Origin of the sequence: Pseudomonas sp. Leaf48 (genome assembly GCF_001421885.1) — a bacterium.
Lineage (GTDB): Bacteria > Pseudomonadota > Gammaproteobacteria > Pseudomonadales > Pseudomonadaceae > Aquipseudomonas.
This window is the reverse complement of the sequence record NZ_LMLH01000029.1, coordinates 83,096-102,555: the sequence shown is the minus strand read 5'-3', so window position 1 is coordinate 102,555 and position 19,460 is coordinate 83,096. Positions and strand designations below refer to the sequence as shown.

Genomic DNA, 19,460 nt, shown 5'->3' with positions numbered 1-19,460 from the left:
CGGGCAGAAAGCAGGCGGGCCTCGTGCGCGCCTTCTATTTCCAGTGTTTATTGTTCGAAAATTCTTCCGGCACGCGCCTTGCTACATGCTGGAAGAGCTGCCGCAGGCTGCTCCACAGAAATGATGATGGCGATGGCCGATGGTCCGGTGTTGCGAACTAAACCCGATCACGGCCGGTCAACAACTGCACGTTCAATCAGGCGGTGACGCATCATGGACAACCCTTTCCAGCTCATTACCGATGCCTTTGCGCCGGATTACCAGGTCAACCTGAGCATTCAGGGCCTCGATGGCAGCATCATGCTGACCCTTTCCAACAAGGGCCGCGTGGTAGCCAAGCGGATGATCAGCGCCGACCAGCGCAATGACCCCAAGCGCCTCAAGCGCCTGGTGCAAAGCATTCAGTTCGGCATTGCCATCGAACAGGGCCACAGCGCCAAGGCCATCCTCGATGCCATGACCAATGGCGACAGCCATACCCTGCCGCCGCCACGGACCAAGGGCAGGCCCCGCCCCAACCTGTACCTTTAAAGCTCGCCTTTCTCGATTTCGGGATGCTCCCCGGAACCCGCACCGATCTTGCGTTGCGGGTGTTCGATCTTCACCGACGGGAATTGCGACGAAGCGTAGCGCACCACCAGAATCGCAAACGCCAGCAACAGGATCCCGCCGCACAGGTAGATGATCCCGATATCCGGCGGGTTGTGGTGCGACACGTTGGAGATCAGCAGCCGCGTCAGCGCCGTGATCGCCACATAGATCAGGAAGCGCACTGGCATATGGTTGGTCTTGAAATAAATCCCGACCATCGCACCCAATTCCAGATAAATGAACAGCAGCAGGATGTCATCGATCTTGATGCGTCCCTGCTCGATCATCCCCAAAAATTCCATGACCGCCGCCCAGGCGGTCACCGCTCCGATGGCAAACAGTGCCAGGTAGTGAAAGGATTCGACGAACAGGTTGCCCAGGGACTCGGCCAGTTCATGCACGTTCTGCCGCAGCCTTTCGGCCCAATTGATTTTCACGATGATGCTTCCTTAGGTCTGCTCGACCGGATGATGCGGGTTGGACGTGACGGTTATTCTGCATGCAGAAAAAAGGCCAGCCCATGATGGCGAGCCGTCAGGGATCGCGCGCCGTGGCGTTTGGTCGCACCCGTGGCTGCCTCCCCGAAGCCGGTGTTGCTCGCGAATGGATGCTGCACAGGCCACCGGACAAACCCCGAAATCAAGCTACATTAAAAAGCCACTACCCAAACCACGGGGATTCGCTTATTCTTTAGCTGTATATAGATACAGTAGTCGATACAGACAACCAATGTGAAGGCATGTGAGGTGGTAAATGGCCGTCGAAGTGGTATACCGCAGCAGCCGAGATCTGGAGCGCTTGTTCATGGATAAAGCCGAAGCTGACCGTCATGACAAAATGCTCGAGCTGGCCGAGTTGCTGGCTGAAGTGCTGCACAAAGCCGTTCCGTCCCTGACCGAGCAGCAAGTGGAAGAAGCCGGGATCTACATGGCGAAGAACCGCGATGTATTTGCCAAGGCGTTCAAGAGCCAGCCGGACGCCCTGTCCGAATTGCTCAGTGCTCCTGCCGAAGTCGCGGAAACGGTTGAAGTCGCGGCACCTGTTGAAGAGGCCGGCGCCGAGCCGATCGCCCCGACCAAACCGGCCAAGGCATCGAAAGCAGCAAAGTAAGCAATGCCCGAATTGAATAGGCCCTGAGTCGAATGGCTCAGGGCCTTTTTCATGGCTTCAGCAAAAGACCGTCCGAACGCGGCCCGACCTGCGGCAGCTCCTACCGGTACAGCACTTTCTCGGCGAGTTCGTCGGCCACCCGGGCTGGCGAGCGCTTTTCCGCCTGGGCATGGGCGAAGACTTCGGTCAGTCGCGAACTGATTTTCGACAGGTGTGCCGTGATGGTGCCCAACTCATCGCCACGGTGCTTGAGCGACACGTAGATCAACCCGCCGGCATTGATCACGTAGTCCGGGGCATACAGAATTCCGCGACGCTCCAACTGGTCGGCGACATCAAGATGAGTCAACTGGTTGTTTGCCGAGCCGGCCACCGCCGAACAGCGCAGTTGCGCCACCGAATGGCTGTTGAGCACACCCCCCAGGCCGCAGGGCGCGAGGATGTCGCAGGGCGTGCTGAGCAGGGCGTCGTTGGCGATCGGATGAGCGCCGAGTTGTTCCATGGCCAGTTGCACCTTGCCGTGGTCGATATCGCTGACCAGTAATTCGGCGCCGGCGGCATGCAGCTGTTCGGCCAGCGCATAGCCGACATTGCCCAGCCCCTGGATGGCCACGCGCAAACCTTCCAGATTATCGCTGCCGAGCCGGGCCATGGCAGTGCTTCGAATACCGGTGAACACACCCATCGCCGCATGCGGAGCAGGATCACCCGCCGATGTGGTACTGGTGACGTGCCGGGTCTGTTGGGCGATGCAGTCCATATCGGCCACTGAAGTGCCGCTGTCGATCGCCGTGATGTAGCGGCCCTCGAGCTGCTCGATGCAACGCCCGAATGCCTCGAACAGCGCAGCCCGGCTTTCGACATGGGCCGGGCGCACGATCACCGCGACGCCTCCGCCCTGGGCCAGGCCGGCCAGCGCCGCCTTGTAGCTCATGCCCTGAGCCAGGCGCGCAGCGTCCTCGACCGCAGACTCGTCGTTGGGATAGGCAAGGTAACGACAACCACCCAGGGCGGGCCCTAAACGGCTGTTATGAATGGCAATGACCGCCTTCAACCCGGTCACCGGGTCGACGCTCAGATGCAGCGATTCAAGGCGAGTGCTTTGCATGAGAGCGAACATCGTAAGGCTCCCGAATCACTTTCTTGTAGACGCCAGTATAGGCTTGCGCCCAAAAATTGCAGAAGCGCACCGGAATAAGCACGAGCGCCATGCAGGCTTTCGGAAATAACCTCGAAGGAGTCTCGCGTGGTACTGGACGAAAGCCGGCGACGGGGCTAAAACGAGGCATTCCCCCGGAGATTTTGATGACCCCGCGCCAATCGTTCTTCGCCTGCCTGCAACGTTCACCGCCCGCACTGTTCGAGGCGGCGCTGTGGATTGCGGCCGAACACGACGCCGAGGTCAAACCCGAGGCCGCACTGGCGGATTTCAAGGAACTGCAACAGCGGGTCAGTAGCGGTTTGCCGATGCTGCCAGTGAGCGAACTGGCCCAGCCGTTGCTGCGGCGCATGAACGACCTGGGCTTTGCCCAGGACGACTTCACCCCGTTGCGCCCGCAAGTGGCGTTGCTCAATAAAGTCCTGGAACGTCGGCGTGGGCAGCCTCTGACCCTGGGTCTGATTGCGCTTGAGCTGGCCAGAGGCCTGGAGATCCCCATGGTCGGGGTGAACTTTCCCGGACACTTCCTGTTGCGGGTACCAGGCGCCGATCACCTGCTCGACCCCTGTGGCGGTCGACGCCTGTATCCCAACGATTGCCGGGAGCTGCTACACCGTCAATACGGTCCGGACATGAAGCTCAGCGCCGAACATCTGGTCACCGCCGAACCGGTGCAAATGCTGCAGCGGCTGTCGCGCAACCTGCGTCAGTTGCACCTGTCGCACGAAGACTACATTGGCGCCCTGATCGACGCCGAGCGGGTACTCGAACTGGGCAACGCCAGCGCTTCCGACTATCTGGCCCGGGCCAGCCTGTATCAAAGGCTGGACTGCCCGAATGCGGAACGCTTCGACCTGGAACATGCCCTGATGCTCAGCGACGACCCGATCCAGCGGATTCGACTGACGGAGCGCCTGGGCCATTTACCGCCCAATGCCATCGTCCATTAAAAGCAAAAAATCCGGTTTTTGATTCAAGGCGTATCTGGCTGATTCGCCGGATGAGCCTTGATGAATGCCGAATGGTTCGCTGCCAATGCCGCCACGCGGCGAATCCGTGGATACGCCTCAAGGGAAACATTGAAACGCTCGGCCGCGTACAATTGCGGGATCAGGTAAACGTCAGCCAGGCCAGGCTCAGGGCCGAAGCAATAACCCCCATCACCGATCAACTGCTCCACTGTCGCCAGCCCCTGGCCGATCCAGTGGCCAATCCATTCCACCACCTGCGGTTCGTCATGGCCCAACTGGCGCAGCCTGTTGAGCACGCTGACGTTGTGCAATGGATGCACGTCGCAGCCGATCACCGCCGCCACCCCGCGCTCCCGGGCGCGCGCGCCAAGGTCACTGGAAAGCAGCGCCACCTGTGGATAACGTTCCTCCAGGTACTCGATGATCGCGGGAGACTGGATCAGCAACTCGCCCTCGTCAGTGCGCAACGCCGGCACTCGCCCCTGGGGATTGATGCCCAGATACGCTGGCTGTCGGTGTTCACCACCCGGCGGGGCGATCAGGTTGACCGGCAACGCCTGATAGTCCAGCCCCTTCAATGCCAGCGCGATGCGCACCCGGTAGGACGAAGTCGAGCGGTAGTAGGTATAGAGTTCCATGCCCCGCTCCCGTTAACGCGCCGGCAGTACTTTGCCGCGGCACTCGCCAAAACCGATGGAAGCAAAACCCTCGCGGGTGCAGCGCCCACGCAGGATGATTTCATCACCGTCCTCGAGGAATTTGCGCACCTCGCCGGAAGCCAGTTCGATGGGCTGCTTGCCGCCTTCGGTGATCTCCAGCAGGCTGCCGAACTGACCGCTTTGCGGCCCCGACAAGGTACCCGAACCGAACAGGTCACCGGCCTGCAGCTGGCAGCCATTGACGCTGTGGTGCGCGACCATTTGCGCCACCGTCCAGTACATGTGCCGGGTGTTGCTCAGGGTCAGACGATGGGCTGGCAGATTCTGTTCACGCATGGTTTCGGTAAGCAGCAACACTTCCAGCTCGATGTCGAAAGCGCCGCCCAACTGGTCACGCTTGTCGAGCAGGTACGGCAACGGCTGCGGGTCACCCTGTGGACGCGCAGGCTGGGCACGACGGAATGGCTCCAGGGCTTCGGCAGTGACTACCCACGGCGAAATGCTGGTGATGAAGCTCTTCGACAGGAACGGGCCCAGCGGCTGGTATTCCCAGGCCTGGATATCCCGCGCCGACCAGTCGTTGAGCAGGCAGAAACCGGCGATGTGATCGGCAGCGTCACCGATGGCAATCGAGTCGCCCATGTCGTTGCCCTGGCCGATCCAGATACCCAGTTCCAGTTCGTAGTCCAGGCGCGCGCAAGGGCCGAATACCGGCTCGGTCTGACCGGCTGGCAAGGTCTGGCCTTTCGGACGGCGCACGTCGGTGCCGGAGGGGCGAATGGTCGATGCGCGGCCGTGGTAGCCGATCGGTACGTACTTGTAGTTCGGCAGCAGCGGATTGTCCGGACGGAACAGTTTGCCGACGTTCTGCGCGTGCTCGATGCCGACGTAGAAGTCGGTGTAGTCGTTGATTTTCGCCGGCAGGTGCATTTCGCAGTCCGTCGCCAGCGGCAGCAGTTTTGCGCCCTGGGCTTCAATCTTGCCGTGCAGGGTGCTGCCTTCGGCGAACAATTCCAGCAGGCGTTCGCGCAGGGCTACTCGCGCGTCACGGCCCAGTTCGAAAAAGGCGTTCAACTGACCGCCGCGGGTCGCTTCCACCGCAGTTTTTGCAGCACCGTCAAACAGGCCGGCATCGAGTGCCGCCTGCAGATCGAAAATATGTTCGCCGATGGCCACGCCGCAACGGGGCGCCGACCCCTGGCAGCTGAACACGCCCAACGGCAGGTTCTGCAGGGGGAAATCAGCATGGCCGTTGGCCGAAGCAACCCAGCTGCGAGTAATGGTTGTTTGCGTCATGGGTTATCTCCGGGTCGGGTCGAAAGTGGCGGGCAGCGTGGCCCAGCAGGCGTCGTAAGTGTTTTGCAGTTGCGGGCAATCGAGGGCGAAACGGCTCGGGCGCAGCACCTGGCTGGTCTCGAACATGAAGGCCATGGTGCTGTCGATTTTCGAAGGCTTGAGCTCGGCGTTGATGGCCTTGGTGCAGGTTTCGCCGTCCGGGCCGTGGGCGCTCATGCAGCTGTGCAGGGATGCGCCGCCAGGCACGAAGCCTTCGGCCTTGGCGTCGTATTCGCCCTGGATCAGGCCCATGTATTCGTTCATCAGATTGCGGTGGAACCACGGCGGCCGGAAGGTGTTCTCGGCCACCATCCAGCGCGGCGGGAAGATCACGAAGTCTAGATTGGCCAGGCCATGGACGCTGGTCGGCGAGGTCAGGACTGTGAAAATCGAAGGATCGGGGTGATCGAAGCTGACCGTGCCGAGGGTATTGAAGCGGCGCAGGTCATATTTGTACGGCACGTTGTTACCGTGCCAGGCCACCACGTTCAACGGCGAATGGTCGAGCTCGCAGGCCCACAACTGGCCGAGGAATTTCTGCACCAGGGTGGTCGGTTGCTGCAGGTTTTCATAGGCAGCGACCGGGGTCAGAAAGTCTCGTGGATTGGCCAGGCCGTTGCTGCCGATCGGCCCCAGGTCTGGCAGGCGCAGTGGCGCACCATGGTTCTCGGCAACATAGCCGCGAGCTTGCGGGTCGAGCAACTCGATACGGAATTTGAGGCCACGCGGCAGGACGGCGATCTCCAATGGAGCAAGCTCCAGCACGCCAAGCTCTGTGGCAATGCGCAGGCGGCCCAACTCCGGAACCAGCAACAACTCACCGTCAGCATTGAAGAACACACGCTCCATGGAGCGGTTGGCGCTGTAGTGATAGATGCTGATCCCGACCGGTTTTTCCCCGGCCGAATTGGCCGCCATGTTCACCAGCCCATCGATGAAATCGGTCGGCTCGGCGGGAATGTCCAGCGGATTCCAGCGCAGGCGATTGGGGGTGACTTCACCCAATGGGCCGCCGGCCAGTTGCCGATCGAGTTTGACGAACGCCGGGTGGTTGGCTGACGGCTGAATGCGGTACATCCAGGTTCGCCGCGCTTCGCTGCGCGGCATGGTGAACGCCGTGCCGGAAAACTGTTCGGTGTAGAGGCCGTACGGCGCTTTCTGCGGGGAGTTGTGGCCGACGGGCAGTGCGCCGGGCAACGCTTCACTGCTGAATTCGTTGCCGAAACCAGGCAGATACGCCAGCGCCGACGTCGTTGAATCGGTGTTCATGGAGCCTCCTGAACGGGAGTCGGCGCCGGCCAGTCGCCCTGGTGCAGGGCTGAAGGCACGCCTGGGTTATTTTTATCGTAATTCAATTACGCATAACGTAATTTGATTGGTATTGACCGTCAAGTTATAAAGACGCCCATTCGATACGGGATCACACCGCCGCCATGGAAAAACCTACCAGCGACAGCAACGGCAAACAGAAAGTCCGCTCGGCCGAGGTCGGCACCGACATCCTCAAGGCCCTGGCCATGTTGTCGCCTTCGACCTCGCTGTCGCGCCTGGCCGAACACGTGCAGATGCCGGCAAGCAAGGTTCACCGTTATCTGCAGGCGCTGATCGCCAGCGGTTTCGCCGAACAGAACCCCGCCACCAACCATTACGGACTGGGCCGCGAAGCCTTGCGCGTAGGCCTGGCGGCACTCAACAGTATGGACGTGCTGAAAGTCGCCGCCCTGCCCCTGGCCGAGTTACGCGACGACTTGAACGAAACCTGTTTCCTGGCGGTTTGGGGCAATCAGGGTGCCACGGTGGTGCACATCGAACCGGCGGTGCGCGCGGTGACGGTGGTAACACAACTGGGGTCGGTGCTGCCGCTGCTAAGCTCTTCGACAGGGCTGGTGTTCGGCGCTTATCTTCCTGCACGGGAGACCGTGGAGCTGCGTGATCAGGAGTTACAAGGCAACGCAGCCCATGCGATGGCGGATGAGCAGGCCTGGTCGGCAACCTGCGAACAGATCCGCCAACGCGGCCTGCATCATGTCCACGGCTTGCTGATGCCTGGCGTGGATGCCCTGTCGGCACCGGTGTTCAACACGATGGGCAAAATAATCGCGGTACTGACCGTGGTCGGGCCGACCTCGCTGTTCCATGCCGATGAAGACGGTCCCGCTGCCCGGCGTTTGCTGGCGGCCAGCCGTGCGGTCAGTTGGCGCATGGGGTTTGAACCCGCAGTATCGCCCCCTTGAACCCGGCGCTTGTGATCAGGCGTGCAGCATCAATCCCAGTTTCTTGGCCATGGCAACAGCCTGGGTGCGACGTTCAACACCCAACTTGCCATGGATACGCCGTGCGTGGGTTTTTACCGTGTGCAATGAGATGAACAGCTGCTCGGCAATTTGTTGATTGGAGTGACCCTGGGCAATCAACCCGAGCACTTCAAGCTCACGAGTACTCAACAAGCTGGCGTCGGGCGCCAGCGTGGCCGCCGGTACTTCCCCGCGCAAGCGGCAGAGCAGGTCAGGCTGGCGTAGACACAGCTCGCGCAATGCCTGTTGCCCATTGCAGCGTTCCACCAACGCCAGGCCTGCAGCCAGTGCGCTCTTGGCCAGAGCCGGCTCGCCGGTGAGGTCCGCCACTTCGCAGATCACCAGTTGCAATTCCGCTTCCAGCGTCAGCATGGCGTGCCGCTGCGCGTGATCGAGTAACTCCCTGAGCCGATGCAGTGGCTGCTGCGCCTGTTGCTGATAGGTCTCTGCCAGCAACAGTTGATATTCGATACGCGTGATCAACTGCAACGTCGCCGGAGGAGCCTGGCGCGCATGGGGCCCGCGATAATGACGCAAGACACGGGTCAAGGCTTCACGAGCCAATTGCGCACGCCCTTGCTGCAACCAGAAATGGCTGCTGATTTGCAGCAACACTCCGCGATAAACCGTGTCGGGAATCTGCCGCTGTTGCATCAGCCGTTCCGCCTCGCGCAGACGATCAAACGCATGGGCGTAATCGCGTTGATTTGCGGCTATCTGCGCCTGCCCGAGAAAGCCATACAACACATGCTTGTCCTGGCTGAGCAGGCAATCATCCAGGCCGCTGCGGAACAACTCTGCGGCCAATTCGTCTTGCCCCTGGCTGAGAGCCAACCGCCCGCGACGCAAGGCAATGCGCCCCAGCAGTGGCGTCGGCCGATCGGCCTGGCGCCCCAGCATTTCCTCGATATCGACCAGCAACCGCTCGGCACGCCCGGGCGCGCCCCGTTGCTCCAGCAATTGCGCATGATCCAGTTCCAGCAAGCCCTCGAACAGCAGCGAGCCTTGCGCCCGCGCCAGGCACAATGCGTCGCGATTGAAAGACTGGGCAGCGTCCAGGTCGGCATCGAGCAACGCTTGCTGGGTCAACCCGGAAAAACACAGCAGCCTGGCCGGCCAGGCGTCGGGGCCCAGGTCGTCCAGCGCTTCAAGGAAGTGTGCCCGCGCAGGCGCTTTGCGCCCCTGCAAATGCAGGAGCCAGCCCTGCTGCGCTTGCCAACGGGCCAACAGCTGGCGCTGCAACAGCGCGGTCGGCTGCGGGGCGAAGCGTCCCAACTGTTCAATGCAGGCAGCCCCCTGCTCGAAGCGCCCGGCAAATAGCAGCGCAGCGGTAATCAGCCCCACCCGGTGCGGCGTCCCCAGGGTCAATTGCTCGCCCAGGCGTTCATGCAGCCTCAACAACAAGGTTACATTCTGGCGTTTGAACAGGTGCTCAACGCTGAAATGCTGCAACAGGCTGACCGCGACCTCGAACTCCTGCGCCAATAACGCTTGCTCGAACGCACCCTGCCAGTCCTCCTCGGCGCTGAACCATTGGCAGGCCCGGCGATGCCAGGAACGGCCGGTCGAACCTGGCTCGTCACGCATCGCCCTGGCCAATGGTTCGAAGATTCGCAACCACTCGGCGGAGTCCTCCCAGGGTTCGATGAAGCAGCCCGCCTCCTGCAACGCATGCAGCCATTGCGCGCCCTCACCGGCGCCGAAAAGATGCTCGCACAGGCTGGCATTGAAACGCGGCAAATGGACCAACACCTGCCATACCTCGACCAGTTCCGGCGGCAGGGTGTTGAACAGTTCATGTTGCAAGTAATCGAGCAGCGTCGTCGAACGCCCCTGCTCGCTCGCCCAGGGACAACCCTCTAGCAATGTGATACGCACGCCGGCACACCAGCCGCCACTGCGCTCGAAAACTTTTCTGGCGGTTTGCATCGCCACGGATGGCTCGACATGGACAAGCAGCTGGGCGATCTCGGCTTCGGTAAACGCCAGTGTCCGGCTTTCGCACTCATACAGTTGGTCATCCAGCAGCAACCGTGGCCAGTTGCAAGGCGGTCGCCGACGCGAACCCAGCCACCATGTCAGCGCCGGACTGGCGACGGCCAGCAGGCGATCCAGCAGGCGATCGAGCTCTGGATTGGGCAGGCGACAGTAATCGTCGAGAAACAGCCAGGTTGGAGTTTGCAACTGAGCCAGAGACTCCAGCAACCCTGACTCATCCGACGAAGCCAGGCCCAGCACCTGTGACAGACGCAACACAAATCCGCCAACACTGAAGGACTCCCCCGCCAGTGGCAGCCAATACACCCGACAGTGCTCCGGTGCCCGTAACAAGCACTCGGTAAGCAGCGCGCTCTTGCCGCTGCCCGCGGGAGCACACAGCAACTTCACCCGCGCCGTGGAGGCCAGCATCGGCTCGGTCAGGCGCTGGCGCGACAGGTGCTGGGATGACAATCGGGGCACAAATGCGGGGCGATCCAGACAGGCCCTCATTGCAGTCATTGTGGTGCGCCTTTTTTATAATTCTGGCGCCACCCTAGACCTCTCCCGAGCGCTTGGTGAAGAAGTATTCAACACACTGATCGCCCGCTATAAAAAAGGTGACCGAAAAGTCACCCTTTTGTGCAAACGATGTAGGAAAACTACCGCACGCCCGTACTCCGCAAGGCTGCCGGTGTGTAGTCCCCTGCTTTGGCATCGATGTTGAACTCAAAGCTGCGCTTCTCTTCGTTCTTCATCCCCAAGGCAATGTAGCGACCGGCGATCAGGTCATACAAGGCTTCGACGGTGTAGGCCGGCACCTGGTGATCGTAGTAGAACTGCGCATGCCCTTCGGCGACTCGCCAGAGTTGGCCACGCCCGTCGTAGTGATCGGCCAGGGCCACCTGCCAGCTGTCCTCGTCGATGTACATGTGCCGCTTGGCGTATACGTGCCGTTCGTTGGGTTTGACTGTGGCGACGACCTCCCAGACCCGGTGCAGTTCATAGCGGGTCAGGTCCTGATTGATATGCCCGGCCTTGATCACATCGGTGTATTTGAGGCTTGGCGAATCGAGTTTGTAGCTGTTGTAGGGGATGTACATTTCCTTCTTGCCGATCAGCTTCCAGTCGTAGCGATCCGGCGCCCCGGAAAACATGTCGAAGTTGTCGGTGGTGCGCAACCCGTCCGACGAGGTGCCGACACCGTCATACGCCACTTGTGGCGCGCGTCGTACCCGGCGCTGGCCGGCGTTGTAGATCCAGGCCTTGCGCGGCTCCTTGACCTGATCGAGGGTCTCGTGAACCAGCAACACGTTGCCCGCCAGCCGCGCCGGCGCGGTGACTTCCTGCTTGAAATAGCTGAGGACGTTTTCATCACTGCCCGGTTTCAGATCCCCCAGCAACGACGGTACGGCCACCTCGTCCTTGAAGCGGATGACAGTGAAATCACCATTCGATTGTGGTGTTGCCTGGGTGATGGTACGGCGCAGATTGCCGCCGTGATAACGGGTGATGTGGTTCCAGATCACCTCCACGCCGTTTTTCGGAATCGGGAAGGCGTAGTAGCGGTTGCCGGTGAAATTGGCCAGCCCGTTACCGTCGTTGATCGGGGTCACGTTCAGCGCGCTGCGCTTGGCCGACTCGTAGATCTCCGTCGGCAGGGCCACGGTGCGGTGAGTCGGGTAAACCGGGATCTTGTAGGTTTCGGGATAGCGTTTGAACATCGCGAGCTGACCGTCAGAGAGCTTGTCCTTGTACTTGTCGGCGGTCGCTGCCGTGATGATGAACAACGGTTTTTCATTGGCAAACGGGTCGGCGAGGAAGCCCTTGCTGTCCACGGCGCCGGCGTTTTTCGCGATGCCACCGGTCCAGGCCGGAATCGAGCCAGCGGCATTGCCGGCCTTCTCGGCGCCTACGGGCGTGAGGCTGGTGCCCAGCTTGTCGGCCTCCTGCGGCGATACCGCGGCCATCACATTGGCGGCCAGCAAGCTCAGGGCCAAAACACTGCCGATTTGCAGAATCATCTTGCGCATTGCAATTATCCTTTTCAGCCAGATCAGAAGTTCACGCCAAAGCTCAATGCCACGAAGTCACGGTCTTCGAGGACGTTGTAATCACCACCGAAAAAGTCGGTGTAACTGAGGCTCGCGCTGTAGGTATTGCGGTAGTCCGCATCGACGCCGAGGCTGACCGCCTTGGCGCCTTCATTGAACAGACCGTTGGGGCCATAACCAGCGACGTCGTGGGACCATGAGAGGTTGGGCTTCAAGTTGATCCCGGCGATGACGTTGTTGTAGTCGAGGATGGCCCGGGCGCGATAACCCCATGACGTCGATGTGACGAAGCCATCGGTGTCACCGCCGAAGCCGTACTGGCCGTACACCGAATCGCGGCCGTAACGCAGTTTGCTGCGCCCCTCAAGTCCGCCGACCCGGACCACTGCGGCCTCACCCACCAAGGTCAGGCGATCGGCACCTGCAACTTGATCGATGAAATGTGTCAGGGTGCTCTGGATCTGCGTCACTTCCTTGCGGCGATAGCCTTTGTTGTCGGCACCGGGCGAGGTCGCAATCGGTGACGCCGCACCGCCGGCGATCGGATTGAGCAACGCCAGGGTCAAGTCGTTGGTGTTGACCTGTACCGGGGCGTTGGGGCGATAGCTGATCTCGCCGGTCCAGGCGGTACCGGTCGACAACGTGGTGGAGAAGCTCGCGCCATACAGGCGAATGTCTTCGGGGTACTCGAGGTAGTACTGGCCGCGGCCGAGCATTACGCTTTGCGCCAGCCCCGAGCCTGTGCCGGGAGCGATACGGTTGGCGGTAGCGACGATCCCCGGAATGCTCGCCAGCGTCCCGGCCCCGGCGGTGGTGGTGCCGACATTGGGTGTGCGGCTGTGATAGTTCATGAAGTACAGACCGTACTCGGTGTCATCCCCCAACCAGCGCAGCGCCGAACCCCACTGCCCCGAATCCCGCGCATCGCGGTCGCCGCCACGGGGCACGACCACGCCTTCGCGGGTGACTTCGAAGCCCTGGCCAAACGCAGCGGCAATCGGCTGCAACGGTGCAATGGCCGGGTTGCCGACGGTGTAGCCCTTGTTGCAACCGTCCGCCACCACATCGACACCAAAGAAGGTGCCGCAGTTATCGACGACGGTCTGGTCCCACTCCAGCTGGTAGAAGCCTTCGACCGTCAATTTGTCGGTCAGGCCCTGGGAAGCGAACAGCATGTTGACCGGAATCAGGCCTTCCTTGATCTCGGCACCCGGGCGGCGAAACGCGGACACGTCGACCGGGTTGATGCTGTTGATCGAGTTGCCGATGAAAGTACTTTCCCCCCAACTGACCACCTGCTTGCCGACTCGCGACGTACCGGGCAGATCGGCGATGGAATAGTTGTGGTAGACGAAGGCATCGAGGATCTGCCCCCCGGACGACTTGGCGCCCTCTTTGCGATTGTGATCGCTGATCGGCTTGAACTCACGATCTTCGTCCTTCAACTCGAAGTCGTACCAGTACTTGCCGCGAACAAACACACCGGTGTCGCCGTACTTCAGTTCGAGGTCATGAATACCTTTGAAAATCTTCGAGAAGGTTTCACCCTTCTTGAAGTTCAGTCGCCCGTCGTCACCGGTCGAGGCCTGACCACTGCCGCCATTGACCGTGCCCACCAACGCGTCATCCGCGTCCCGCATCCCCCAACTCGCGCCGACCGAGAGTGAAGAGTCGAACGTCCCCTCGATCTCGCCGATGTTGAATGAAATGGCCTGTGCCTGGGCACAGCAACCCAAAGCCACCGCAGCCGCCAAGGCTTGCGGTGTGAAGATGGCGCGCATTGTTGTTTTTGTCATGCGTCTTCCCCGGTGAGTGACAGAAGGCTTCACCCTACTGCCGGGTACCGGGGTCGATAAGCGCACCAAGGAGGTATTCGCGGTGTAGCTCGAAAGGATGACTGAGCAATGGATTTCGCCGACTGTTGCCCGGGCTGCAACAGTGCATGTCCGGAATCGGTATTTTTCCTGGAGGATTCGGGGTCTATGCTTTTTGTGCGCTCACGGTAAACCGCCTGAGCGCAGGACGTAACGACTCGGGTCGTTACTGACAGATTTCGGATGAACTGAAGACTTCGGTTTATCGCCCTGTGTGCACTGACGTTGATTTGTTGCTCCTTGATCAAACGTCTTACTTTGGCCGCTGCGTTTGCAGCGGCCTTTTTTATGGGCAACATCAATTAACCAATAATATTCACTACACATTTTTATATAAAGCTATCCCACTTGTCGGGAACACCCATACATACTTGCGCAAACATCCTGAGCACTTATTGGACTTAAGATCAATTTCCAGCCTTCACTGAATGGACAGCTGGTTTAAATCTTAACCACACGAGTCTCCCCATGAAAAAAATCACATATAACAAGTATCGCTCAATTGCAGGCTTTGACAGTCGCGTACGTTTTCTGGTGTTCCACTACACCGCCAGCGACTTTGCCCGCTCAATCGATTTATTGACCGGTCCGTCTGTCAGCGCTCATTACCTGGTTCCGGATATTACCGACCCGACCTACCTGGAAGCCGGCTACACGGAACAGGAAGTCTTCAACCTGGTGGACGAACGCGATCGCGCTTGGCATGCAGGCGTCAGCCAGTGGGGTAACCGCCGGCTGCTGAATGAGTCTTCCATCGGTGTAGAAATCGTCAACCTGGCGACCGACAACGATGGTGAGTTCTTTTTTCCGCCGTATCATCCCGAGCAAATTGCCGTGATTGAAGATCTGGCGCTGAATATTCTGACGCGTTATCCAGATATTAACCCCACGCATGTTCTGGGTCATTCCGATATCACGATTGGTCGCAGAAGCGACCCCGGGCCAGAGTTCCCCTGGCATACACTTTACTTGAAGGGCGTCGGTGCCTGGTTTGATGAATCAACCCGTGACAAATATCTTCAGCAATACGAGGCATCCGGTGTTCCGGCGCAATGTGAATTATTGAGATTATTTAAACGTTATGGATATGACACATCTAACGCCTCTAACAAGGCGGGATTCAAAGCACTTGTCCGCGCGTTTCAGTTGCACTTTCGCCCGAAAAATTACGATGGGGTGATCGACGCACAGACGGCCGCAAACCTGGCGGCGCTGGTACACAAGTACTTCCCTGAATCACCTGCGAAAACCGGACTGTGATCCGCCATTAAAAAATCGGCAAGGACACAGAGTGTGGCCTTGCCGATACCGTATACGCGAGTTGCTCTACCCTTCTCATCGTTCTGGTTGGGTTTCATAGAATCTTGGCAAATCGTTCCGACAAAACCCGCCTGCAACTCTTTACAGAGAATACTTCTGCAAATTCCCCATCATCTCTTTCAACGCTTCAATATTGTCCTTCGGATGCGCCGCCCCTTCGAAATCGCAAATCTGCTGCCAATGGGCAGCCACGTCCTCAGGCGAAAATCCAACCCGCGGATCAAACCCTGCCCCCAGGCTGCGCTCCCAGCGGACCTTGCCCATCCAGCCGCCGCCGACTTCGAACAGGCCGGAGGTTTCCTGGCAGTTCTCGCTGGCCAGGTACACCACCAGCGGGCTGACCAGTTCCGGCTTCAGTTGCTCGAACACTTGCGGCGGGATCAGGCCTTCGGTCATGCGGGTGCCGCCGGTCGGGGCGATGGCGTTGACCAGAATGTTGTTCTTGCGACCTTCGATGGCGAGGGTGCGGGTCAGGCCGTAGAGGCCGAGTTTGGCCATGCCATAGTTGGACTGGCCGAAGTTGCCGTAGATGCCCGAGGTGGACGCAGTGAAGATCACCCGACCGTAGTTTTGCTCACGCATGTGCGGCCAGGCCGCGCGGGTCACTTTGTAGGCCCCTTCGACGTGGACGCGGTAAACCAGGTCCCAGTCGGCGTCGTCCATCTTGTGGAAGGTCTTGTCGCGCAGGATCCCGGCATTGTTGACCACCACGTCGACCCGGCCAAAAACGTCGAGGGCGTGTTGCACAAGTTTGTCGCCATCGGTGACGGAGTCGTGGTTGGCCTCGGCGATGCCGCCGGCCTCGCGAATCTCCGCGACTACCCGGTCTGCCGCCGAAGCGTTGGCGCCCTCGCCCTGGGCCGAGCCGCCGAGATCGTTGACCAGAACCCTGGCGCCCTGCTTGGCGAACAGCAGTGCATGGGCGCGTCCCAGGCCACCACCTGCGCCGGTAATGATCACAACTTTATCTTCGAAGCGCACAGACTCATTCATTGGGGGACTCCAGCAGGCCTAGGGACGATAGGTCCGAGTGTCAGGCACGGCGCGGCGAGTCACAATGAACACGAGGAAGGCTGAATGGTGCGCGATAAGGCTGGGGGATGATTGACTGAAGAAGTAGACACGGTCCTGTGGCTGCTCAGGAGCAGGCCACTTTGCGCGGTTGCGACATCAATTGATCACGAAACTCCAGGTAGTGCCTGAGCACCTGCCCCGCAGCCTCGATCTGCGGGTAATGGCCGATGCCCGGCAAAACCACAGTGTCCGGCTCGGCAATCAGTTGCCGATAACGTTCGACCATATGCGCACCGGAGATCGGATCGACTTCGCCATCGATCACCCGCAACGGCACTTCACCACGCTGCATCGCTGTCACCCAACGGTCACGCCAGACTCGTCGTTCGGGGATGTAGCCGATCAATTTGTGCATGATCCGTGGCCCGCGATGGCTTTCCACCAGGCTCCAGAAGTCATCCATCTCGCTTTCGCTGGGGCGGGTGTGCGGCCCGAATATCTGCCGAAAACTCTTTACCAGTCCGTCCCGGCTGAAGGCGCGGCCGATCATCCAGCCCAACGGGCTGAGCAGCAGCTTTTGCACCAATACCGGACGATGGGTTTCAGGAAACAGGCCGCCGTTGAGAAACACGCAACTGGCCAGCATCACGCGCGATTCGTAATGCCTGGCCAGCAGTTCTTGCGCCACACTGTCGCCATAATCGTGGGCCAACAAGTGCACCGCTTGCTCGACCTTCAAATGCGCGAGTAGCGCCTCTTGCAGGTCCGCCTGCTCCAGCAGGCTGTATTCATGGTCCACCGGTTTGGCGGAATCTCCGAAACCCAACATGTCGCAGGCAATCACACGAAAACGCTGGGCCAGCGGCTGCCAAAGGTAGTGCCAGTCCCAACTGGCTGTAGGAAAGCCATGAATGAGCAGCAGGGGCTCGCCCTGACCTGCCGTCCAGTAGCGGATGGCCTGCCCGCGGAATTCAAACATCTGGCTGCGTTTGCGCCAGACACACAGCGGGATCTCGGGGAGTTCCATCAGAGTTTGTAACCCGGGTCGAGTTTATCGAGTTTGCGCAGCAGCGCCGGCCAGGCCAACGCTCCGCCCATTCCTTGAGCACTTCGGGTAACGCCAGCAATCATCGCCTTGGCACCGGCCAGAACCTGTGGCTCGATGGCAATCAGTTCGGCACTGCCGTTTTGCGCCATGACCTGAATGTCACAGGCGCGCTGGAAGGTAAACATCATCAGAAACGTGTCGGCGATGGTGCTGCCGCAGGTCAGCAAACCGTGGTTATGCAACATCAGGAAGTTGTTTTCGCCCAGATCGGCCTGCAACCGCGCTTTTTCTTCATGGTTGAGTGCGACACCTTCATAGGGGTGATAAGCCAGGCTGGAAAGAACAAACAGTGCCTGCTGGCTGATTGGCACAATGCCCTGTTTCTGCGCCGATACGGCGACACCCGACGCCGTATGGGTATGCAACACGCAAACGACGTCGTGTCGCACTTCATGCACCGCGCTATGGATGGTGTACCCCGCCGGATTGATCTCGTAGGGGCTGTCCATCAGTTTGTTGCCCGCCTGATCGACCTTGACCAGGCTCGATGCGGTGATTTCGTCAAACATCAGCCCGAACGGGTTGATCAGGAAGTCTTCAGTGCCCGGCACCTTGGCCGAGATGTGGGTAAAAATCAGATCATCCCAGCCATGCTGCGCTACCAGTCGGTAACAGGCAGCGAGGTCGACGCGAGTTTGCCACTCGGCTGCACTGACCCGGTCTTTTACACGATTGGGGGATAAGACTGGAGCTATGTACACGGCCAGAAACCTCGGTCTTTTTATTATGGTGTGTATCCAATGATTACCGAGTCTAGTCCCCCGCAGGGTTCGTGTAGTTGCATTGGCAGCCAGCTTGATGGCCCGGCGAGTCAGTCGCTGTGGGAAACCGCATCGGTGTCAAAGTACCGACGCCAGTCATGGTCAGGTGGGCAGTGAATGCCTGGCCGCCAGAACCATGACTGCTTCTGCAATTGGGTGTCTCTCAGCCCTGCAAGGCGCTGATCAGTTGGGCTAGCCAAGGCTCGGCGTCCGTCTCCGGGGTCACGCTTTCGCTGGCATCCAGACGCAGCATCGGTACGACTTCACGAACGCCCATCTCGCTGAACAATTCCCGCATCAGTTCGCCGCCGCCGCAAAACGTATCGCCATAGCTGGCATCACCCAATCCGATCACGGCGCCCGGCAGGCCACGCCAGGCGGCGGGCAACTGGTCACGAATCGTCGAATACAGGGGTTGCAGGTTGTCCGGCAACTCGCCCATGCCTGTGGTCGAAGTCACTGCCAGAAAGGCTTGCGGGCCATAGGCCAGAACGTCTGCAAGCGTGCCTCGCGGGTTGTGCCAGGTGTCGAAACCGGCGGCTTGCAAAATGCTCGCTGCGTGGCGGGCAACTTCTTCCGCCGAGCCATAGACCGAGCCGGAAATGATGGCGACTTTCATCAATCTGAATCCTGATACCAAGTAGAGGACCGGGATATTAACAGCCCGCTGTTGAATGTTCTTTTAGAATGCAATCGACAATCAATCACGAATGGATGCCACGATGATTAACGCGCAGCTTTTGCAGATGGTCATAAATGCCTCTAACGACGGCATCGTGATTGCCGAAAAGGAAGGCGATCAAGACAACATCCTGATTTACGTCAACCCGGCATTCGAACGCCTGACAGGCTACACCAGTGAAGAAATCCTCTATCAGGACTGCCGCTTTCTGCAGTCCGGCGACCGGGATCAGGAAGCGCTGACATCTATTCGCGCCGCGCTGAAAGGCCAAGGATCCTGCCGGGAAATCCTCAGAAACTACCGCAAGGACGGCACGCCGTTCTGGAACGAATTGTCCCTTTCGACGGTGAAGAACCCCAACGACGGACAAACCTATTTCGTCGGCGTGCAGAAAGACGTCACCGCTCAGGTCAAGGCGCAACAGCGTGTGGTTCAGCTTGAAGCACGGGTGGCCGCGCTAAAGTCTGAGCTTGCAGCACTGCAGGCGACGAACGGTAGAAACAAAACCGAGAACTAATGGTCATTAACTATAATCACCAATGACTTTGTAA

At 59.7% G+C, this 19,460-nt stretch carries 17 protein-coding genes and 1 pseudogene; 6 read left to right on the top strand and 12 right to left on the bottom strand.

Annotation, left to right across the window (positions count from 1 at the left end; all coding sequences use genetic code 11):
• The first annotated feature begins 213 nt into the window (after positions 1-213).
• Positions 214-531 carry a DUF3509 domain-containing protein gene (locus tag ASE98_RS19840; RefSeq protein WP_060543029.1) on the top strand — a complete coding sequence of 106 codons (318 nt, stop codon included), beginning with the start codon at positions 214-216 and terminating at the stop codon, positions 529-531.
• On the opposite strand, the gene ASE98_RS19835 is transcribed toward ASE98_RS19840, so the two are convergent.
• Positions 528-1,028: a phosphate-starvation-inducible protein PsiE gene (locus ASE98_RS19835; protein ID WP_060543028.1), complete on the bottom strand. Its 501-nt coding sequence runs from the start codon at positions 1,026-1,028 to the stop codon at positions 528-530. The two genes, ASE98_RS19840 and ASE98_RS19835, sit on opposite strands and share 4 nt — an antisense overlap.
• 316 nt (positions 1,029-1,344) lie before the next feature.
• Here ASE98_RS19835 and ASE98_RS19830 point away from each other — a divergent pair.
• Positions 1,345-1,599 (top strand): annotated as a pseudogene (locus ASE98_RS19830) (YebG family protein); the annotation flags it as partial.
• 202 nt (positions 1,600-1,801) lie between these two features.
• Here the strand turns inward: ASE98_RS19830 and ASE98_RS19825 are convergent.
• On the bottom strand, positions 1,802-2,821 hold the full coding sequence (locus tag ASE98_RS19825; RefSeq protein WP_060543026.1) for a Leu/Phe/Val dehydrogenase: 1,020 nt from the start codon (positions 2,819-2,821) through the stop codon (positions 1,802-1,804).
• Positions 2,822-3,006: 185 nt separating this feature from the next.
• Between ASE98_RS19825 and ASE98_RS19820 the strand changes: the two genes are divergently transcribed.
• Positions 3,007-3,810 (top strand): SirB1 family protein, encoded by an 804-nt coding sequence (locus ASE98_RS19820; RefSeq protein WP_060543025.1) that lies wholly within the window; start codon positions 3,007-3,009, stop codon positions 3,808-3,810.
• Between the two features lie 23 nt (positions 3,811-3,833).
• On the opposite strand, the gene maiA is transcribed toward ASE98_RS19820, so the two are convergent.
• From maiA to hmgA, 3 genes are read right to left on the bottom strand one after another with little or no spacing between them, the layout of a single operon-like run.
• The gene (gene maiA / locus ASE98_RS19815) at positions 3,834-4,469 is read right to left on the bottom strand and encodes a maleylacetoacetate isomerase (protein ID WP_060543024.1); all 636 of its coding nucleotides are present in this window, start codon (positions 4,467-4,469) and stop codon (positions 3,834-3,836) included.
• 12 nt (positions 4,470-4,481) lie between these two features.
• Positions 4,482-5,786, bottom strand: coding sequence for a fumarylacetoacetase (gene fahA / locus ASE98_RS19810; RefSeq protein ID WP_060543023.1), 1,305 nt, complete (start codon positions 5,784-5,786; stop codon positions 4,482-4,484).
• Between the two features lie 3 nt (positions 5,787-5,789).
• Complete coding sequence (gene hmgA / locus ASE98_RS19805) at positions 5,790-7,094, bottom strand: homogentisate 1,2-dioxygenase (RefSeq protein ID WP_060543022.1); 1,305 nt, start codon at positions 7,092-7,094, stop codon at positions 5,790-5,792.
• Between the two features lie 164 nt (positions 7,095-7,258).
• Between hmgA and ASE98_RS19800 the strand changes: the two genes are divergently transcribed.
• Positions 7,259-8,059, top strand: coding sequence for an IclR family transcriptional regulator (locus tag ASE98_RS19800; protein WP_060543021.1), 801 nt, complete (start codon positions 7,259-7,261; stop codon positions 8,057-8,059).
• Positions 8,060-8,074: 15 nt separating this feature from the next.
• Here the strand turns inward: ASE98_RS19800 and ASE98_RS19795 are convergent, their stop codons facing one another.
• From ASE98_RS19795 to ASE98_RS19785, 3 genes are all read right to left on the bottom strand, one after another.
• Positions 8,075-10,618: a helix-turn-helix transcriptional regulator gene (locus tag ASE98_RS19795; protein WP_060543020.1), complete on the bottom strand. Its 2,544-nt coding sequence runs from the start codon at positions 10,616-10,618 to the stop codon at positions 8,075-8,077.
• Between the two features lie 140 nt (positions 10,619-10,758).
• Positions 10,759-12,129 carry a DUF1329 domain-containing protein gene (locus ASE98_RS19790; RefSeq protein ID WP_060543019.1) on the bottom strand — a complete coding sequence of 457 codons (1,371 nt, stop codon included), beginning with the start codon at positions 12,127-12,129 and terminating at the stop codon, positions 10,759-10,761.
• Between the two features lie 23 nt (positions 12,130-12,152).
• On the bottom strand, positions 12,153-13,946 hold the full coding sequence (locus ASE98_RS19785; protein ID WP_060543018.1) for a DUF1302 domain-containing protein: 1,794 nt from the start codon (positions 13,944-13,946) through the stop codon (positions 12,153-12,155).
• A gap of 546 nt (positions 13,947-14,492) precedes the next feature.
• On the opposite strand from ASE98_RS19785, the gene ASE98_RS19780 reads away from it, so the two are divergent.
• A complete protein-coding gene (locus tag ASE98_RS19780) occupies positions 14,493-15,284 on the top strand; it encodes an N-acetylmuramoyl-L-alanine amidase (protein WP_060543017.1) in 792 nt (263 codons plus the stop codon).
• Between the two features lie 141 nt (positions 15,285-15,425).
• Here the strand turns inward: ASE98_RS19780 and ASE98_RS19775 are convergent, their stop codons facing one another.
• From ASE98_RS19775 to ASE98_RS19760, 4 genes are all read right to left on the bottom strand, one after another.
• Positions 15,426-16,337 carry an SDR family oxidoreductase gene (locus tag ASE98_RS19775; RefSeq protein WP_060543016.1) on the bottom strand — a complete coding sequence of 304 codons (912 nt, stop codon included), beginning with the start codon at positions 16,335-16,337 and terminating at the stop codon, positions 15,426-15,428.
• A 145-nt stretch (positions 16,338-16,482) separates the two neighbouring features.
• Entirely contained in the window at positions 16,483-17,385 is a 903-nt protein-coding gene (locus tag ASE98_RS19770; protein WP_060543015.1) for an alpha/beta fold hydrolase, read from the bottom strand.
• A complete protein-coding gene (locus ASE98_RS19765; protein ID WP_371318102.1) occupies positions 17,385-18,161 on the bottom strand; it encodes a class II aldolase/adducin family protein in 777 nt (258 codons plus the stop codon). Before ASE98_RS19765 ends, ASE98_RS19770 begins: the two co-directional genes overlap by 1 nt.
• Positions 18,162-18,390: 229 nt before the next feature.
• Positions 18,391-18,846, bottom strand: coding sequence for a flavodoxin (locus ASE98_RS19760; RefSeq protein WP_060543013.1), 456 nt, complete (start codon positions 18,844-18,846; stop codon positions 18,391-18,393).
• Between the two features lie 103 nt (positions 18,847-18,949).
• Here ASE98_RS19760 and ASE98_RS19755 point away from each other — a divergent pair, with 103 nt between their 5' ends.
• Positions 18,950-19,426: a PAS domain-containing protein gene (locus ASE98_RS19755; protein ID WP_060543012.1), complete on the top strand. Its 477-nt coding sequence runs from the start codon at positions 18,950-18,952 to the stop codon at positions 19,424-19,426.
• Positions 19,427-19,460 lie beyond the last annotated feature (34 nt).